Source organism: Corynebacterium kroppenstedtii DSM 44385, assembly GCF_000023145.1.
GTDB classification, from domain to species: Bacteria; Actinomycetota; Actinomycetes; order Mycobacteriales; family Mycobacteriaceae; genus Corynebacterium; species Corynebacterium kroppenstedtii.
In genome coordinates this window covers 2,181,324-2,195,987 of sequence record NC_012704.1, presented here as the reverse complement: position 1 = coordinate 2,195,987, position 14,664 = coordinate 2,181,324, and the positions used below count along the sequence as shown (strand labels likewise).

13 protein-coding genes, 4 tRNA genes and 1 pseudogene are annotated in these 14,664 nt (G+C 58.3%); 14 read left to right on the top strand and 4 right to left on the bottom strand.

Annotated elements, in window-relative coordinates; genetic code table 11:
• Nucleotides 1-14 precede the first annotated feature (14 nt).
• The 13 genes from CKROP_RS09280 to CKROP_RS11370 all read left to right on the top strand — a co-directional run bounded on the left by CKROP_RS09280 (nucleotide 15) and on the right by CKROP_RS11370 (nucleotide 8,976).
• Nucleotides 15-602 carry a DUF3592 domain-containing protein gene (locus CKROP_RS09280; protein ID WP_052292418.1) on the top strand — a complete coding sequence of 196 codons (588 nt, stop codon included), beginning with the start codon at nucleotides 15-17 and terminating at the stop codon, nucleotides 600-602.
• Nucleotides 603-680: 78 nt separating this feature from the next.
• Nucleotides 681-1,862 (top strand): glycosyltransferase family 4 protein, encoded by a 1,182-nt coding sequence (locus tag CKROP_RS09275; RefSeq protein WP_012732486.1) that lies wholly within the window; start codon nucleotides 681-683, stop codon nucleotides 1,860-1,862.
• Between the two features lie 28 nt (nucleotides 1,863-1,890).
• Nucleotides 1,891-2,580: a demethylmenaquinone methyltransferase gene (locus CKROP_RS09270; RefSeq protein WP_012732485.1), complete on the top strand. Its 690-nt coding sequence runs from the start codon at nucleotides 1,891-1,893 to the stop codon at nucleotides 2,578-2,580.
• 334 nt (nucleotides 2,581-2,914) lie between these two features.
• Nucleotides 2,915-3,844, top strand: coding sequence for a polyprenyl synthetase family protein (locus CKROP_RS09265; protein ID WP_237698480.1), 930 nt, complete (start codon nucleotides 2,915-2,917; stop codon nucleotides 3,842-3,844).
• A gap of 153 nt (nucleotides 3,845-3,997) precedes the next feature.
• A tRNA-Tyr gene (locus CKROP_RS09260) sits at nucleotides 3,998-4,079 on the top strand.
• Nucleotides 4,080-4,308: 229 nt separating this feature from the next.
• Nucleotides 4,309-4,381: transfer RNA gene (locus CKROP_RS09255), tRNA-Thr, on the top strand.
• Nucleotides 4,382-4,450: 69 nt separating this feature from the next.
• Nucleotides 4,451-4,524, top strand: a tRNA-Met gene (locus CKROP_RS09250).
• A 208-nt stretch (nucleotides 4,525-4,732) separates the two neighbouring features.
• A tRNA-Trp gene (locus tag CKROP_RS09245) sits at nucleotides 4,733-4,805 on the top strand.
• 72 nt (nucleotides 4,806-4,877) lie between these two features.
• Entirely contained in the window at nucleotides 4,878-5,201 is a 324-nt protein-coding gene (secE, locus tag CKROP_RS09240) for a preprotein translocase subunit SecE (protein ID WP_012732483.1), read from the top strand.
• A 164-nt stretch (nucleotides 5,202-5,365) separates the two neighbouring features.
• Nucleotides 5,366-6,427, top strand: coding sequence for a transcription termination/antitermination protein NusG (nusG, locus tag CKROP_RS09235; RefSeq protein WP_012732482.1), 1,062 nt, complete (start codon nucleotides 5,366-5,368; stop codon nucleotides 6,425-6,427).
• Nucleotides 6,428-6,692: 265 nt separating this feature from the next.
• Entirely contained in the window at nucleotides 6,693-7,133 is a 441-nt protein-coding gene (gene rplK, locus CKROP_RS09230; protein ID WP_012732481.1) for a 50S ribosomal protein L11, read from the top strand.
• 116 nt (nucleotides 7,134-7,249) lie between these two features.
• Nucleotides 7,250-7,963 carry a 50S ribosomal protein L1 gene (rplA, locus tag CKROP_RS09225; protein WP_012732480.1) on the top strand — a complete coding sequence of 238 codons (714 nt, stop codon included), beginning with the start codon at nucleotides 7,250-7,252 and terminating at the stop codon, nucleotides 7,961-7,963.
• 677 nt (nucleotides 7,964-8,640) lie between these two features.
• Nucleotides 8,641-8,976 (top strand): hypothetical protein, encoded by a 336-nt coding sequence (locus CKROP_RS11370; protein WP_148209682.1) that lies wholly within the window; start codon nucleotides 8,641-8,643, stop codon nucleotides 8,974-8,976.
• 175 nt (nucleotides 8,977-9,151) lie between these two features.
• On the opposite strand, the gene CKROP_RS09220 is transcribed toward CKROP_RS11370, so the two are convergent.
• Nucleotides 9,152-9,472 carry a hypothetical protein gene (locus CKROP_RS09220; protein ID WP_012732479.1) on the bottom strand — a complete coding sequence of 107 codons (321 nt, stop codon included), beginning with the start codon at nucleotides 9,470-9,472 and terminating at the stop codon, nucleotides 9,152-9,154.
• A 170-nt stretch (nucleotides 9,473-9,642) separates the two neighbouring features.
• Between CKROP_RS09220 and CKROP_RS09215 the strand changes: the two genes are divergently transcribed.
• On the top strand, nucleotides 9,643-11,241 hold the full coding sequence (locus tag CKROP_RS09215; protein ID WP_012732478.1) for a sodium:solute symporter family protein: 1,599 nt from the start codon (nucleotides 9,643-9,645) through the stop codon (nucleotides 11,239-11,241).
• A gap of 159 nt (nucleotides 11,242-11,400) precedes the next feature.
• Here the strand turns inward: CKROP_RS09215 and CKROP_RS11210 are convergent.
• From CKROP_RS11210 to CKROP_RS09205, 3 genes and pseudogenes are all read right to left on the bottom strand, one after another.
• Nucleotides 11,401-11,625 (bottom strand): annotated as a pseudogene (locus CKROP_RS11210) (IS1249 family transposase); the annotation flags it as partial.
• Between the two features lie 291 nt (nucleotides 11,626-11,916).
• The gene (locus CKROP_RS09210; protein ID WP_012732477.1) at nucleotides 11,917-12,888 is read right to left on the bottom strand and encodes a DUF4862 family protein; all 972 of its coding nucleotides are present in this window, start codon (nucleotides 12,886-12,888) and stop codon (nucleotides 11,917-11,919) included.
• A gap of 2 nt (nucleotides 12,889-12,890) precedes the next feature.
• Nucleotides 12,891-14,492 (bottom strand): MFS transporter, encoded by a 1,602-nt coding sequence (locus tag CKROP_RS09205; protein WP_012732476.1) that lies wholly within the window; start codon nucleotides 14,490-14,492, stop codon nucleotides 12,891-12,893.
• Nucleotides 14,493-14,664: the final 172 nt, after the last annotated feature.

Sequence of the window (14,664 nt, the reverse complement as noted above, 5' to 3'; positions counted from 1 at the left end):
AGGTGAGTATCGGAGTGAACGCGACCAGAACCCACGACATGAACGCGGGTGACAAGTCACTTAACGGGGATCAGACGCCCCAGACCGACAAGTCACCTCACGACGACAAGCCGCGGAGCCCCCGTCGGACATTGTCTCGCGGTGATGATGAGGAGCGGATCGACACCGTGGCCCGCCGATGCCGCCAGGCCGTCGCATTAATCGCGTTACTCATGACTCTGGTCTGCGCCACGCTCGTCGCCGGGCCAGTCTATAACGACATTAAGCTGCACAAAGATAAAGAAACCGCCATCGCCACGGTGAACCACGTCGGCCTGTTGCGCACAGCAATTTCATTTCGGGATAGCTCCGGAGAATTCCATTCCCCCAACACGGGAGTTTTATATCCCGGCGGATTGCACGATGGCCAGAAAGTGTGGGTGGAGTATTCCCACAGCCACCCCGACATTGTCCGAGTTCAAGGAAGAACCTGGACATTATCCCTTCTACCAGCGGTTTCAACATTTATCGTGACGGTCGCGCTGTCGATGGGAGCAATAGCGTTGATTAACCGACGCGCCGAACGGAAGAAAAATTTATACAATGGCCACCGAGATAGATGATCGGCAGCATAAAACAGCATTTCTTATCGGCAAAAATAACCGCATTATCGCGGGGAATTGAGGAAGAGAAGAAGTCGTATGCGCATTGCAATTGTTGCAGAATCATTTCTTCCAAACATCAACGGTGTCACTAACTCAATTCTCCGGGTCTTGGAATACTGCGACCGCCACGGCCACGACGCACTAGTCATCGCGCCGGGCGCTCGCGAGGTTCAAGATGAATGCCCGGACTATGCGGGTTTCCCCATCGCCCGCGTTCCCACCGTTCAGGTTCCGCTCATTGACTCACTCCCCATCGGGGTGCCGACGCCGGCCGTGAAGAGAGCCTTACGTAAATACAAGCCAGATGTCGTTCATGCAGCTAGCCCGTTCGTGCTCGGTGCTGCGGGTGCGTTCGGTGCAGCTCAACTGGGGATTCCGACGGTTGCCATCTACCAGACGGATGTGGCCGGGTTTGCGAATAATTACCACATGAAACCACTGGCCTCGGCGGCGTGGCAGTGGACGCGGACGGTCCATAACGCCTGCTCACGGACGCTTGCGCCGTCGTCGGTAACCATTCAGGAACTCCGCCACCACAAAATCAGAGACGTGCACCACTGGGCGCGTGGCGTCGATATTGAGCTTTTCTCCCCGACGAAGAGGTCGGACGCGCTGCGTCGAAAATGGGCCCCGAACGGGCAGAAAATCGTCGGCTACGTCGGGCGCTTGGCGGCGGAAAAATCCGTGTACCGATTGGCTGCTCTGCAAGACCGCGACGATATCCAGCTCGTGATCACTGGCGACGGACCCGACAGTCAAGAATTGCGCGAGCTGCTGCCACGCGCGATCTTCACCGGCGCGAAATACGGGGAGGATCTAGCGGAGGTGTATGCCTCCTTGGACCTCTTCGTCCACCCAGGCGAATACGAGACGTTCTGCCAGGCTGTTCAAGAGTCGTTAGCCTCGGGGGTGCCCACCATCGGGCCGAAAGCCGGTGGGCCCATTGACCTCATTGACGACGGCGTCGATGGGGAATTACTGCCCGTGGAATCCTTCGAGCAGGACCTCCCTGAGGCGGTTGATCGCCTGCTCGAACCGGATGGTTATCACGATCGATGTGTCGCTGCCCGAAACTCCGTGAAAAAGCGCACGTGGGAGTGCCTTGGTGACGAGCTGATGGGCCACTATGAGGCGGCGATTGAGTCTCCGATGGGGCAAGAAATCCGGCCGACCCTGCTGGAGAGGTGGCGCGCGGAGCGCGAGTACCGGTACGCGTAGACGAGCTCACCGGGTACTCTGGGGCCTCGTGGCTAGAGCGACGTTGGAAAAGAAACCCCGTGAAGTGGCGCGCATGTTCGATGCCGTCGGCAAGAAATATGACCTAACTAACACCGTGCTGACTGGCGGGATCGACACGCTGTGGCGAAAAGCAACGCGCAAGCGGCTCGATCCGAAGCCCGGCGAGAAAGTCGTGGACCTCGCCGCCGGGACGGGCGTCTCCACGGCGGAACTATCCAAGTCCGGCGCGCTAGTGGTGGGGTGCGACTTTTCCCTCGGTATGTTGAAGGCCGGACGCCATCGGAACGTCCCTTTAGTCGCAGGTGACGGGCTTAACTTGCCCTTCGCCGATAACACTTTCGACGCTGCCACCATCTCTTTCGGCCTCAGGAACTTCGGGGACACAGCCGCCGGGCTCCGCGAGATAGCCCGCGTCGTCAAGCCGGGTGGACGTTTAACGGTGTGTGAGTTTTCAACGCCGGTGATCCCCGTGTTCTCGACGATCTATACGGAGTACCTGATGCGCGCGCTGCCGACGGTGGCGAAAATCGTGTCCTCGGACCCCGAGTCGTACGTGTATCTGGCAGAGTCCATCCGCGCGTGGCCTGACCAGGAGACTTTAGCGCGGATCATCCAGTCTGCGGGCTGGAAAGAGGTCGGCTGGAGGAACTTGACCGGCGGCATCGTGGCCCTCCACAGCGCGACGAAACCGCGATAAAAGCCCGACGAAACCCCAAGGTGCCGACGGCCCATATCTGTGGGTTTGTTTTTGTGCGATAGGCTAGGCACGTTGTTTTAGACGGCTGCGAGCCACCATCGTGCTCGTGCGTGCTGCGTCGTCCCTGATTGCGGGGCCCTACACGCGACGCGTGCTCGTGACCATCTACCCATGCCCAACGAACGAGGATCGTGCGATGACCAGCGGACAGAGCAGTGCTGTGGAATCCAGCGTCGACGCCCTGAGAGGCGAGGTTACCGGCCTGGATTCCCGTAGTGTGGAGTCCAGTATTGACCTCGGCGACGACGAATTGAATTCCTTTGTGGCCGACGGGATGGAAAAATGCGAGAAACTGCTTATCCGTGAGTTGGATCAGGGCGCATCGTTCGTGACCGACAAGGTCAAGCACTTGGCACTGGCCGGGGGGAAGCGCGTCCGCCCCATGTTTGCCCTGCTCGCGTCCCGTTACGGCGAGAGGCCGGGGTGCGACGACGTCATCAAGGCCGCCATCGTCGTCGAGATGACCCACTTGGCGACGCTCTACCACGACGATGTGATGGACGAGGCCGAGAAACGTCGCGGCGCGGATAGCGCGAACTTTCGGTGGAATAACTCGGTAGCCATCTTGGCGGGGGACTTCATCCTGTCGGCCGCATCGCGGTTGATGGCGTCGCTGGGTGTGAAGACGGTGAAGCACTTCTCGGAAGCCTTCGGGGACTTAGTCACGGGGCAAATGCGCGAAACTATCGGCGCGACCTCGGGCGATGAGATTGAACACTACTTAAACGTCATCCACGAGAAGACGGCGGTCCTTATCCGTTCTGCGGGTTTTCTTGGGGCGATGCACGCCGGAACCCCGGCCCCGATCCAGCAGGCACTGGCCACATTCGGGGAGCACCTGGGCATGGTGTTCCAAATTGTCGACGACATGATCGACATCTTTTCCGACACCAGTGAATCGGGAAAGACGCCGGGCACGGACTTGCGCGAGGGCGTGCACACCCTGCCGATGCTCTACGCGATGGAAGGCGACAGGAAAGAGAACCAGCGGCTCCGTGAGATGCTGCGTTCCCCCTTGTCGACGGATGCCGACGTTGAAGAAGCGCTTGCTTTGATCGCTGCGACGGACGCGCGAGCGCGGACGGTTGCGAAAGTGGAGGAGCACGCCGACGCTGCCTTGAAGGCGCTTGAGGCGCTGCCGGATAACTCGACGACGAATGCTCTGCGCGCACTGCTGGGCTTCACGATGGCGCGCGTCGGGTAGCGACGACGGGGTGTGCTGATGCCGGGTGGTGCGCGGAGTGTGAATCCCCGCGAGCCGCGTCGTTAGCCTCCGCAAAATCCCAGCGTGACGGGATGATTTGCTGTCTAGGCCTGTATTCGTAGTAGAGTATGCAGCGCGTTCAACTGAGCGCACGCCAGATTGCCCGAGCGGCCAAAGGGAGCGGATTGTAAATCCGTCGGCTTTGCCTACGTTGGTTCGAATCCATCATCTGGCACCCATGATCCCGCCAGGGTTGCAGAGTTTTGCAGCCCGGCGGGTTTTGTCGTTGCCGGTGAGATCTCTGCCCGGGCTCGTCTTGCGAGAGTTTTCTCTAGCGGGCAGTTCGGTTTCGATCCCCACACCGTCTGACCTGGTGATTTGTGAGTTCCATTCTGGTCGGTTACATTGTGTGAGGCTTCGCAAGATCACGTTTGCGCTGTTATACGTGATTCCAGCGGATTGTTGCCCCCTTAGCTCAGTCGGCAGAGCGTTTCCATGGTAAGGAAAAGGTCGACAGTTCGATTCTGTCAGGGGGCTCCGTTACACCAATTCCCGGTGGACTGACGGTGCTCCGGTAGGTCCACCGGGATTATGTGTTGTAACTGTGGCGATGTAGCTCAGATGGTGAGAGCGCACGACTCATAATCGTGAGGTCGAGGGTTCGAGTCCCTCCATCGCTACTGGGAGATAGATGAGGGGTCGCCCTGACGGGTGGCCCTTTTTCTCCCACTGTGCACCACCGTCGAAAGTGGAGCCCACTATCGCCTGGTTTAGGCGTGAGGCTTCTCTGCTATGGTTGGTGTGTTGCCTGACCGGTGCAGGTACAGAGATCAGTTCACATCAGCGATGGTGTGGATCCGTTGCTGTAAGGTAGCGGTAGGAAAACATAGGGGCGTGGCTCAATTGGCAGAGCAGCGGTCTCCAAAACCGCAGGTTGCAGGTTCAAGTCCTGTCGCCCCTGCAAAAACGTATTAAGCCAGTTTTCCGCGGAACTGGCGTGTGTACATTTTCATCTCAGTTGAGGAGAGTGCGCGTGAGCGAGGAACGAAGCTCTACGGGAGCATTGCGTCCGTCCGGTAAACGCCAGATCACAGGATCCTCCACTGTGTCAAAATCCCGCGCTCGTAGCGCCCAATCGGGCCCAGAGACCGTGGGGGGCCGTGGAAATATCTTCACCCAGATCGTCGATTATTTCCGCGGTGTTATTGCCGAAATGCGGAAAGTCATTTGGCCGACATGGCGTCAGATGGGCGTCTACACCGGCGTTGTCCTGCTTTTCCTGATCGTCGTGATCGGCATTGTTTCGGGCGTCGACTTCCTCGCCGGTAAAGGCGTCGAGTGGACTCTCACTCACTAAATACGCATTAACAGCCCACGTCGGCCGAGGCCCCGAACAGCGCAAAATATAGTTGGGAATAGCCCGGTCAGCTGTGTATAATCGCTCCCATATTGTCCCGCCAACCCGAGAGGGGAGGCGGGATTTTCCTTTGGAAACACCGCAGAGAAGGACTGAAAATATTCATGAGTGACACAACGAATTCATCCACCGAGTCCGACAAGCCGCAGAGTGCCGCGGATTTAGCAGCACAGGCAGCCGCTGATGTCCAAGAGGCTGCTCGTAAGGCCCAGCAGCCCCAGTTCTCCGCGGGCGCAGCGCAGAGCTCGTCCGACGGAGGTAATAAGGCCGACGCTGCTGGCTCACAGGACAATGAGGCCGATCAAGCTCGTGATATGGACGCCGAAGGTGCCGTCGCCACGGAAACGGCGGCGGAAAGCGATAACACTGCGGCATCGCCCTCTGTGACCACGGGGAGCGACGCGGACGGGTCAGCGTCGGCACGTGGAGCGTCGGCAAGCGAAGGAGCCGGCGATCAGCCCTCCGCTGCGGACGAGACGGAGCAGGACCCCGAGGCGGCCGCGATGCAGGCCTACAAGGTGCGTCTGCGCAAGTTCATGCGTGAGCTGAAGAAGCTGCCGGGTGAGTGGTACATCGTCCAGTGTTACTCAGGTTACGAAAACAAGGTGAAGACGGACCTGGAGGTTCGCTCGCAGACCCTGGGTGTCGACGAGCAGATCCACGAAGTTGTCGTCCCCATCGAGGAAGAAGTCGAGGTCAAGGACGGGAAGCGGAAGGTTGTCAAGCACAAGCTGCTTCCGGGGTACGTGTTGATGCGTATTGAGCTTGACGACGCATCCTGGTCGGTCATTCGTGACACGCCGGGGATCACGAGCTTCGTCGGGAATGAGGGACACCCCACGCCGGTGAAGATTCGCGAGGTCGCGAAGTTCCTATTGCCGCCGGAGACCGCGACGCAGAAGGCCGAGCAGGAAGGCGAGGAGCCCGCTGCTGTGGATGTGTCCAGCACTGGCGTGGCTGCACCTCCGCGTCCTTCTGCGGACAAGGTCAAGGTGGACTACGAGGTTGGCGAGGCCGTGACGGTCTTATCCGGTCCGTTTGCATCCGTGTCCGCGACGATTTCCGAGATCGATGCCGAGAACAGCAAGCTGAAGGCTCTGGTGTCCATCTTCGGGCGCGAGACCCCTGTGGAATTGGACTTTGACCAGGTGGAGAAGATCAACTAAAGCTACCTGGGTGGATTTGGGCCAAGGTGCCGCGCTCCGGTATCTTGGTTCTTCGTGTGTGTCTGAGCCTTGGTGGTGTACATCGCGATGGTGAAATACCGCAACGGTGGATGTCGCTGGCTGGACGCACGAATGTCACTGTCATCTTTCCGGTGGCCTGGGAATTCAGGCATCCGGTCGAATGATGCGGGTTCTGATGGTCATGGTGGACGTTCACTGTGGGGGTCAGAGTCGCGTTGTTTGGTAACAGAAAGAGGTTGTAACAATGGCTCCGAAGAAGAAGGTTTCGGGCTTCATTAAGCTGCAGATTCAGGCTGGTCAGGCTAACCCGGCTCCGCCGGTTGGTCCTGCGTTGGGTGCTCATGGTGTCAACATCATGGAGTTCTGCAAGGCCTACAACGCTGCGACGGAAGACCAGCGCGGAAACGTCGTTCCGGTTGAGATCACCGTGTACGAGGACCGCTCGTTCACGTTCAAGCTGAAGACCCCGCCGGCTGCGAAGCTGCTCCTGAAGGCTGCGAACCTGCAGAAGGGTTCGGGCGAGCCGAACACCAACAAGGTCGGGTCCGTCACGTGGGATCAGTGCAAGGAGATTGCACAGACCAAGATGGAAGACCTGAACGCGAATGACCTTGACATGGGTGCGCGCATCATCGCTGGTACCGCACGTTCCATGGGCATCGAGGTCAAGGGCGCTACCGCGTAACTCTCGTTCCGCTTAGTGTGGGTTTGGTGCCCGCGTTTCGCGTAATTCACTTTTCAGTGGGAGGGCCTCTTGCTGGCCCGCGACCACTACTCCAAACGTTTAAGGATTGGATTTTTATGAGCAAGAACTCGAAGGCTTACAAGGCTGCGTTGGAGAAGATCGACGCCGGCCGTATCTACGCTCCTATCGACGCGATGAAGACCGTCAAGGAGACCGCATACTCCTCATACGACCCCACGGTGGACGTTGCTATCCGCCTGGGTGTTGACCCGCGTAAGGCTGACCAGCTGGTTCGTGGCACCGTGTCCTTGCCGAACGGCACGGGTAAAGAGGTCCGCGTTGTGGTCTTCGCTGAGGGCCCGAACGCTACCGCCGCTGAGGAAGCTGGCGCCGATGTCGTCGGCACTGCAGAACTGGTTGAGCGGATCCAGGGTGGCTGGACCGACTTCGACGCTGCTATCGCGACGCCGGACCAGATGGCCAAGGTTGGTCGCGTTGCACGTGTCCTGGGTCCCCGTGGCCTGATGCCTAACCCGAAGACCGGTACGGTGACCACCGACGTCACCAAGGCTGTGAAGGAAATCAAGGGCGGTAAAATCTCGTTCCGCGTGGACAAGGCCGCCAACCTGCACGCTGTGCTGGGCAAGGCTTCGTTCTCTGCTGAGCAGCTTGCCGAGAACTACGGTGCACTGATCGACGAACTGCTTCGCGTGAAGCCGTCCGCCGCGAAGGGCCGTTACCTGAAGAAGGTCACCGTGTCCTGCACCAACGGTCCGGCTGTGCCCGTCGACAACACTGTGGTGAAGAACTACACCGGCGAGGCTGAGTAGTTTTCTGTAGCCGCATTACTGCGGTTGGCTCGGCTAGCTCGGTTGGTTGCATGTAGCCCGGTTGAGTTAGTCAAACGATAGGCAGATTCACATTTTGTGGATCTGCCTTTTTGCATATAGTTGGCACATTCCCGGGATAAGTAGGGGATAAGTAGCAAAAGTGTCCGGACTGCCTCTTTGCTGCTTACCCCTGTTTTGTGTTGGTTTTTGGGGAGGTCTGGGTTGCGCGTGGCTTCTGTGTGGTCTATGTGCGGGCGCTTCTGATCTTCTTGCGTGACTTTTGTTCAGGATTTGCGGGGTTCGTGCCCGCGTGCCGGAAAACTGTGGGGGTATATAGGGGGCGGTTGTGAAAACTGCGGGTGAATATGGTCAATTTTTGGCCATTTTTCGCCCATATGCCCCCGCACTTTTGTCCAGGCTGCATATACCCTCGCAGTTCTCGAGCCAAAACGTAGAAAAGCCCTAGAAATTCTCTGCTAACTTTTCGATTTCGCTGTCTCCGGTGAACTTGGCCCCCAAACTCTCAAACACGCGCCCTTTGTCCCCTATCTTTCATTGGAAAATGATTAATTATTTGGATTAATGGACGAGATCCTTGCGATCATCCGTTTCGTTTGAGATAGCCCTTTTCTAAGTGGTAGATCTATCTATCTCTTTCTGTCCGCAAGGGCATATTTATGCACTGGGAGAAGAAATTGGCACTTTCGTTGGATGCTTCGATGCCTGTAGGTTCGATCCCAGGTGCCTCGGCTAGCGCTTCTCCTGCTTCACAAGAACAACGTTGCGTAACAGCTCACCGGGGGTCTTCTACCTCCACTGCCGAGCGACAAACCGTTTCGAAAGATGAGCTTGCTCAGCTTAATAAAAATATTGAGTTGGTAGGGGGAAATCCTTTGTCTAAAAGAACATTCCAATATAAAGCTGAAAGCGTCGGGAAAAAAGTCGGTCCAGGTCTTGCAATCAGCTGTAGTCCAGATGCGGGTGGCGCTCTCGCTACCTATATGGGCGGGTAGACCATGCGCCCACTAGTAACGCTTTTGGGTTTTGTGGTGACCTTACTTGTGTTCCGCTTTTTCGTTGAAGGGTCTTGGCCCTCTGCCATATACCTTGGGGTTATGTGTGGACTTATTGCCGGAGCCGTCTTGACTCCTTCTGGTTGGCGATCGCTCCGACGGATCGCTCGTAACCTTAAAAAAGGTTGGTCTTAGCTGCTGACAGGGGTGAGGGGATACCTGCCCCAGGAGGTTCCAACGGCTTAGAGAGCTGTTTAGAAGCTATCTCGAAGTCGTCGTTCTTTTTCGGTGAGTTGCTGGAGCTGATTTCTAGCCCCGGTCCGACGGGTTGATTGAGGCGCTTCTGCTGTTCAGCGGGCTTTTCTCGATTAACGTTTTGGTGCAGTTGCCTGCGGGGCTGGGTGAGTTCGCCCATGCCCGCCACCGCGGACAGCACCCATAAGCGTCGGACAGCACCACCGAAGCCAAGCCCCAAATAACACGTAACGAACCTCACTCAGGGGGTCAACAACACACGGTTTTTGTCGCGAGTGTTGTCGCCGGGGGTAGGAGCCACCCCTGACTGTGCTTGTCGGACATCTGACAGGTCGGTAGTGTGGGTTTCGACCCGCACGGCGGTGAGTCACAGTGAGCGGGTTGTTGACAACACGTTAGGAGCGATCCTCCATGCATCAGCAATTTGGCACACTGAACTGGCTAGCCATTGCGGTCTATATCGTCGCCATGTTGGCAGTGGGCATCTATTTCTCGAAACGGGCCGGTGCCAGCAGCGATGATTACTTCAAAGCTGGTGGGCGCATTCCCGCATGGGCCGCGGGTTTCTCCATCTACGCCACCACGCTGTCCGCCATTACCTTCATGTCCATCCCGGAAAAGGCGTACTTGACGGACTGGGCATACTCCGCGGGAAACATCGCGATCTTCGCCATCGTCCCGATCCTCGTCTATTACTACGTCCCCTTCTTCCGCAAGCTGGACGTCACGACGGCCTACGAATACCTGGAAGAACGCTTTGACGTGGTTCTTCGCGTATTCGGCTCCCTATTCTTCGTCCTGTTCCACATCGGACGTATTGCCATCGTCATTTACTTGCCGACGCTGGCTCTCACCGCCGTCAGCGATATCAACCCTTATCTCATTGCCGGGCTGGTCGGGATTGCGTGCGTGATTTACACATTCCTCGGCGGTATGGAGGGCGTGATCTGGTCCGACGTTATCCAGGGCATCATCCTGCTGTCGGGTGCGGTGATTGTAATTGTCGTTGCGTTGGTGAATAGTCCCGGTTCGATTTCCCATACGTTGTCTGAGGCCGCGTCGAACGGGAAGTTCTATTCTGGCCAGAACTTCACTTTTAGTGATTTGTCGGTGTCGATCCCGATTATTTTCTTGGGCAGTGTGCTCAATAATTTGCAGTCCTACACGGCCAGCCAGGATGTGGTTCAGCGCTACCAGACCACGCCATCTGTCCAGGCCACGAAGGGCTCCTTGTATGTGAATGGGTGCCTCGCGCTGATTACGATCCCGATTTTCTACGGCATGGGCACCGCCCTGTACACCTACTACCAGGGCAATGGCGGTTTCCCGGATGACGTGAACACGTCGGCGATTGTGCCTTACTACATTCTGACCGAGCTTCCGGGTGGCGTGGCTGGTTTGATCATCGGTGGTATTTTGGCCGCTGCACAGTCGACCATTTCTTCCTCGTTGAACTCCATCTCCGCGTGCATCACGGTTGATATCCGTAACCGCCTCATGCCCGGCCGTGGCGAGGCATCAGTCCTGTTCAGCCGCATGATTATTGTCTTTACCGGACTCTTTTCGACGGGTGTCGCGTTGTGGCTCATCGCCTCGGAGAAGGGCGAGCTGTGGGATCTGTTCCTGACACTCACCGGGCTGTTTGGTATTCCGATTGCTGCGGTCTTTGCGCTGGGGATCTTCACCGTGCGAGCGAACCGGTTTGGTGTGCTGGCCGGGCTTCTTCTGGGAGCGGTGTCCGGCTACTTCATGAACCAAACGGACTTGGGACCGTTCATGATTTCCATCGTCGCGTTTGCCGTCACGCTGGTTGCTGGATATGTGCTGTCCATTCCGCTCGCCGGCGTTGCGAAGGCTACTCGTACCGAGACCCTGCCGCTGACGATCCACGGAAAAGACTTGAGTTACGAAAGGAAGTCCGCCCGGCGCGAAGCGCTGAAGGATGAAGCAGCCTCCGTTATTCCCGATACTGATGATCCCACTGAACCGAAGTCTGTGGCTCAGGTTTAACGACGCTGGATAAGCGGTGCTCTGAGTACGTGGGGCACTGTCTCAAGCTACGTGGAGATAACCCAAGAAGGAAATTGAGGATGTGAAGGGCCTGAGGGGCCCTTCATTTTTGTGGGTTATACGACAAAAGTGTGTCTGCTCGGTGTGTCGTCCGGGGGGTTAGATCTGGCCTTTGTCGATGCCAGTTGAGTGTGTGTATTCGGTTGGGATAGCTTTGTCGTAGAGGGCTGGTCGTCCTGTTTGGTGGTCGGCTTGGTTCTCGTTGCAGGTCAGGGTGGATACTTTGGCGAGTTGACCTTGGCCGAAATTGCACTGCCTGGCGATCTCGAGCGGATCGTCAGGCAGGTGTGTTTTCAGCTACAACCACCAATCGAGCATCCGGCGTGGGGGATTGAGGTTGGGCTAGGTGGGCGCTACGAGCCTCTCAATAGCAGTCGGGGAAGTCAGTCTGAGCCGACGGTTGGTTCTCGAATAGTGAATAAGAACCTCTGGTCCGGTGCATTCTCAACGGAGAGGGGAGCGGGCGAAAGAACTTCCCTGCACAAGGGCATTCATAAGCCGCCGGTTCCCCCACGTGGCGTCATTTCCACGCCACGTTTAAGTGATTCAGACAAACCCCCAGGCCCTAATGAAATCCCCGAAGGGGCCTCCCCAGAAGGCCCCAGCCCCCAGCGATTAGCTATTCAGCGCTCCATGTTCCCCGAGCGCTGCATCGTAAATGTTCTTGAGCATCGCGACGCGGCCGTTGAGGGACGAATCGCTCGGTACACAAACTTTGGCACCCAGATAAACCTCGGGCGTGCCAAGCGCTGCATGGGCGCACTCGCGGATCCGATCAGGCGTCATCCATGACGTCGGCTCGTCGGGATAAGCGGGGAGGTGCCCGTCGACCCACGGGTAGCCGTACTGAGTATCTTTATCGCCCGCACCGCTGAACATGACGCCAGACAGCACCCCCTTGTCGCGAGCTGTCGTGATGTGCTGCAGAGGAGTGGTCGCGTCGCGATCTTCTAGGCAGCTCCGACCCCAATTGATGTGCAGCTTCACGCCGTGATCAGCGGCGATGGCGCATTCGTCGGCTAGCTCGAGGAACCCCTTTTCGGGTTCATGATCCTCGCGGGGTGCGTCGCAATGCTCAATGACGATGCGCGCGCTGGACCAATTCCACGTGGCAATCTCGTCGAGACTACGGGCGAAGGCATCCGAGTGTGCGCCGCGCGTCGGGGCGGAATGCAACTGGACATATTTAATGACGCTGCGGCCGGTCCGACTAGCCAGTTCCTGGACAGCCTTGCAGATCCGGTCTGTGAATTCGAGGGCGGCGGCTCGGCCATCCTCATCCGCGCTAGCCAGGCCGAATGCGGGATTCTTGCCGACGTTGACCATCGTGCCCGGAATAGCGGTGATGGTGTTGGCATCCCAGTGGTCCGCGATCTGGCCGCTGAGCCACGGGAGGCTTTCGGTGAGGTCGCCGGGGAAGGGGATTTCTAGCCCATTGATCCAGGCCTGCTCGGCGAGGAGCGAGTAGTACGTTTCCTGGTCGCGGCGGTCGAAGGGGAGGCTAGCGTAGGCGCCGACGATGAAGTCCGGTGGCGTCGTGTCCGACGAGCCTGTTTCTGCAGGTGAAGTTGTTATCGGGGTGTTCATGGTTACATTCCTTGCGTTTTCGGTGCGGGAGAGGTGGGGTTCGTGGTGCCGGAGGTGGAGCCGCTGGGGGTGGACTCGGTGGACGTGGAGTCGTTGGGTGCGTCGCTCGGGTGCTCGTCGCCGGCTGCGATGGCCGCGATGGTTTCGTCGTCACCATCTTCTGGTCGAACAGCGTCGGGATTAACCGCCTTTTGCAGCACCTTCGGCAGGTTCAGCCCAATCGAGACCACAACGATGAGCGCGAAGCCCACGGACATGATCGCCAGCGCTACGCCCAACGACGTTTTCGCCGCGATGGACGCACCCAGTACAGGGCCGACGGCACCGCCCAGCGCGCCGACGTTGTAGCAAAAGCCCAGGCCAGCGGCTCGTTTCTCGACGGGGAAGTAGGACGACACCCACTTGGGCAGCAGGCCGGATACGCCCTGGCCGAACATCTGCTGGAAGAACAGCAGCGCGGCGACCAGCACCACAATGCCGCTCGTCTGCACAAACAACGGGATCACGATGATCTGCGAGAGGATGATGCTGATCGCGTACCACCGACGCATCCCCATCGCGTCCCCAGCAAAACCGGCGAGGATATAACCGCACGCGTTGCCCACCGCCGCGAACGAAACGACGTTGGCCACCACGCCCGGGTCCATGCCAATCCCGTGGAGGTACGTCGGCAATAAACCTTGAATCGGCCAGGTGTACATGAATGACGCGAAGATCGTGATCATGATGAGGATCCCGATCACCCAGCGGCTCGGATCGAACTGGACGATGAAGGTGATGAAGACGGCCGCTGCTGCAACGCCGCACAGGATGAGGAGCGCGACGCTCGACGTCGCTTCGGTGAAGATCACCATCAGGGCGACGAAGGCGACCACGACGGCGAGGATGTTCGGAATGCGACGCTGGCTGCCGAAGAGAATGTCCAGCATGTCGTCGTCGCGATGCTGGTCTTTCTGCGTTTCTTTCCAGTCGCTGGCTTCCGGGAGGCGGCGTCGCATATAGACGGCGACGAAGACGGGGACGATGCCGGTGAGGAACAGCGCACGCCAACCCCACCCCGGGTGCCAGGATTCCACCCAGCTGACCAGGTATTTATCGACCTGCGCGGCGAGGAGGACGCCGAAAGCGTAGCCGGAAAGGAGGAAGCCGGACGCTTTGTTCCGCATGTGGACCGGCCACGATTCAATGACATAGGCCGCGGAGGCCGAGTACTCACCGGCCATGGCGAAGCCGATGATGAGGCGGAAGAGGAAAAGGAACCAGTACCCCGGTGCGAATGCGCAGGCGATGGAGCCGAACGCGAACATGAGGATCGAGAGGACCATCGCGGGTTTGCGTCCCCATTTGTCGCCGGCCGCGCCGAGAAGCAACCCGCCGAGCCACCGCGAGACGAAGGCCGCGGAAATGAGGGCGGCGGATTCAACCAAGGTGAGGTCGAAAGATTTGGTTATCAGGGGTAGGGCGAAGGCAATGAGGACGAAATCGTAGCCGTCGAGGAGGACACCGATCCACGCCGCGAAGAAAGCTTTCCAATCTTCTTTGCTGAGGTATGTCCACCACCGTTGTGCGGGAGGGTGACTGGTGGGTGAAGTGCTAGTGACCATAGTGGCCTCCTCGTGTGCCTGAGGTATGGGCGCGGGTGGGGGAGTTGGGACCGCGTGTGTGCTCCCAGCGTATCAGACATCAGACATCTGACATGTGGTACGATCGGGGCCGTTACCAAAAGTTGCCCCTCAGTCCGGCCCGTGATGAGCCCGGGCTGATGGTTATCTCATG

What these genes read in the sequence shown, in the direction of transcription:
- CKROP_RS09210 (WP_012732477.1), bottom strand. Translation starts at nt 12,888, where the DNA reads ATGAACACCCCGATAACAACTTCACCTGCAGAAACAGGCTCGTCGGAC.
- CKROP_RS09275 (WP_012732486.1), top strand. Translation starts at nt 681, where the DNA reads ATGCGCATTGCAATTGTTGCAGAATCATTTCTTCCAAACATCAACGGT.
- rplK (WP_012732481.1), top strand. Translation starts at nt 6,693, where the DNA reads ATGGCTCCGAAGAAGAAGGTTTCGGGCTTCATTAAGCTGCAGATTCAG.
- nusG (WP_012732482.1), top strand. Translation starts at nt 5,366, where the DNA reads ATGAGTGACACAACGAATTCATCCACCGAGTCCGACAAGCCGCAGAGT.
- CKROP_RS09265 (WP_237698480.1), top strand. Translation starts at nt 2,915, where the DNA reads ATGGAAAAATGCGAGAAACTGCTTATCCGTGAGTTGGATCAGGGCGCA.
- CKROP_RS11370 (WP_148209682.1), top strand. Translation starts at nt 8,641, where the DNA reads ATGCACTGGGAGAAGAAATTGGCACTTTCGTTGGATGCTTCGATGCCT.
- CKROP_RS09215 (WP_012732478.1), top strand. Translation starts at nt 9,643, where the DNA reads ATGCATCAGCAATTTGGCACACTGAACTGGCTAGCCATTGCGGTCTAT.
- rplA (WP_012732480.1), top strand. Translation starts at nt 7,250, where the DNA reads ATGAGCAAGAACTCGAAGGCTTACAAGGCTGCGTTGGAGAAGATCGAC.
- CKROP_RS09205 (WP_012732476.1), bottom strand. Translation starts at nt 14,492, where the DNA reads ATGGTCACTAGCACTTCACCCACCAGTCACCCTCCCGCACAACGGTGG.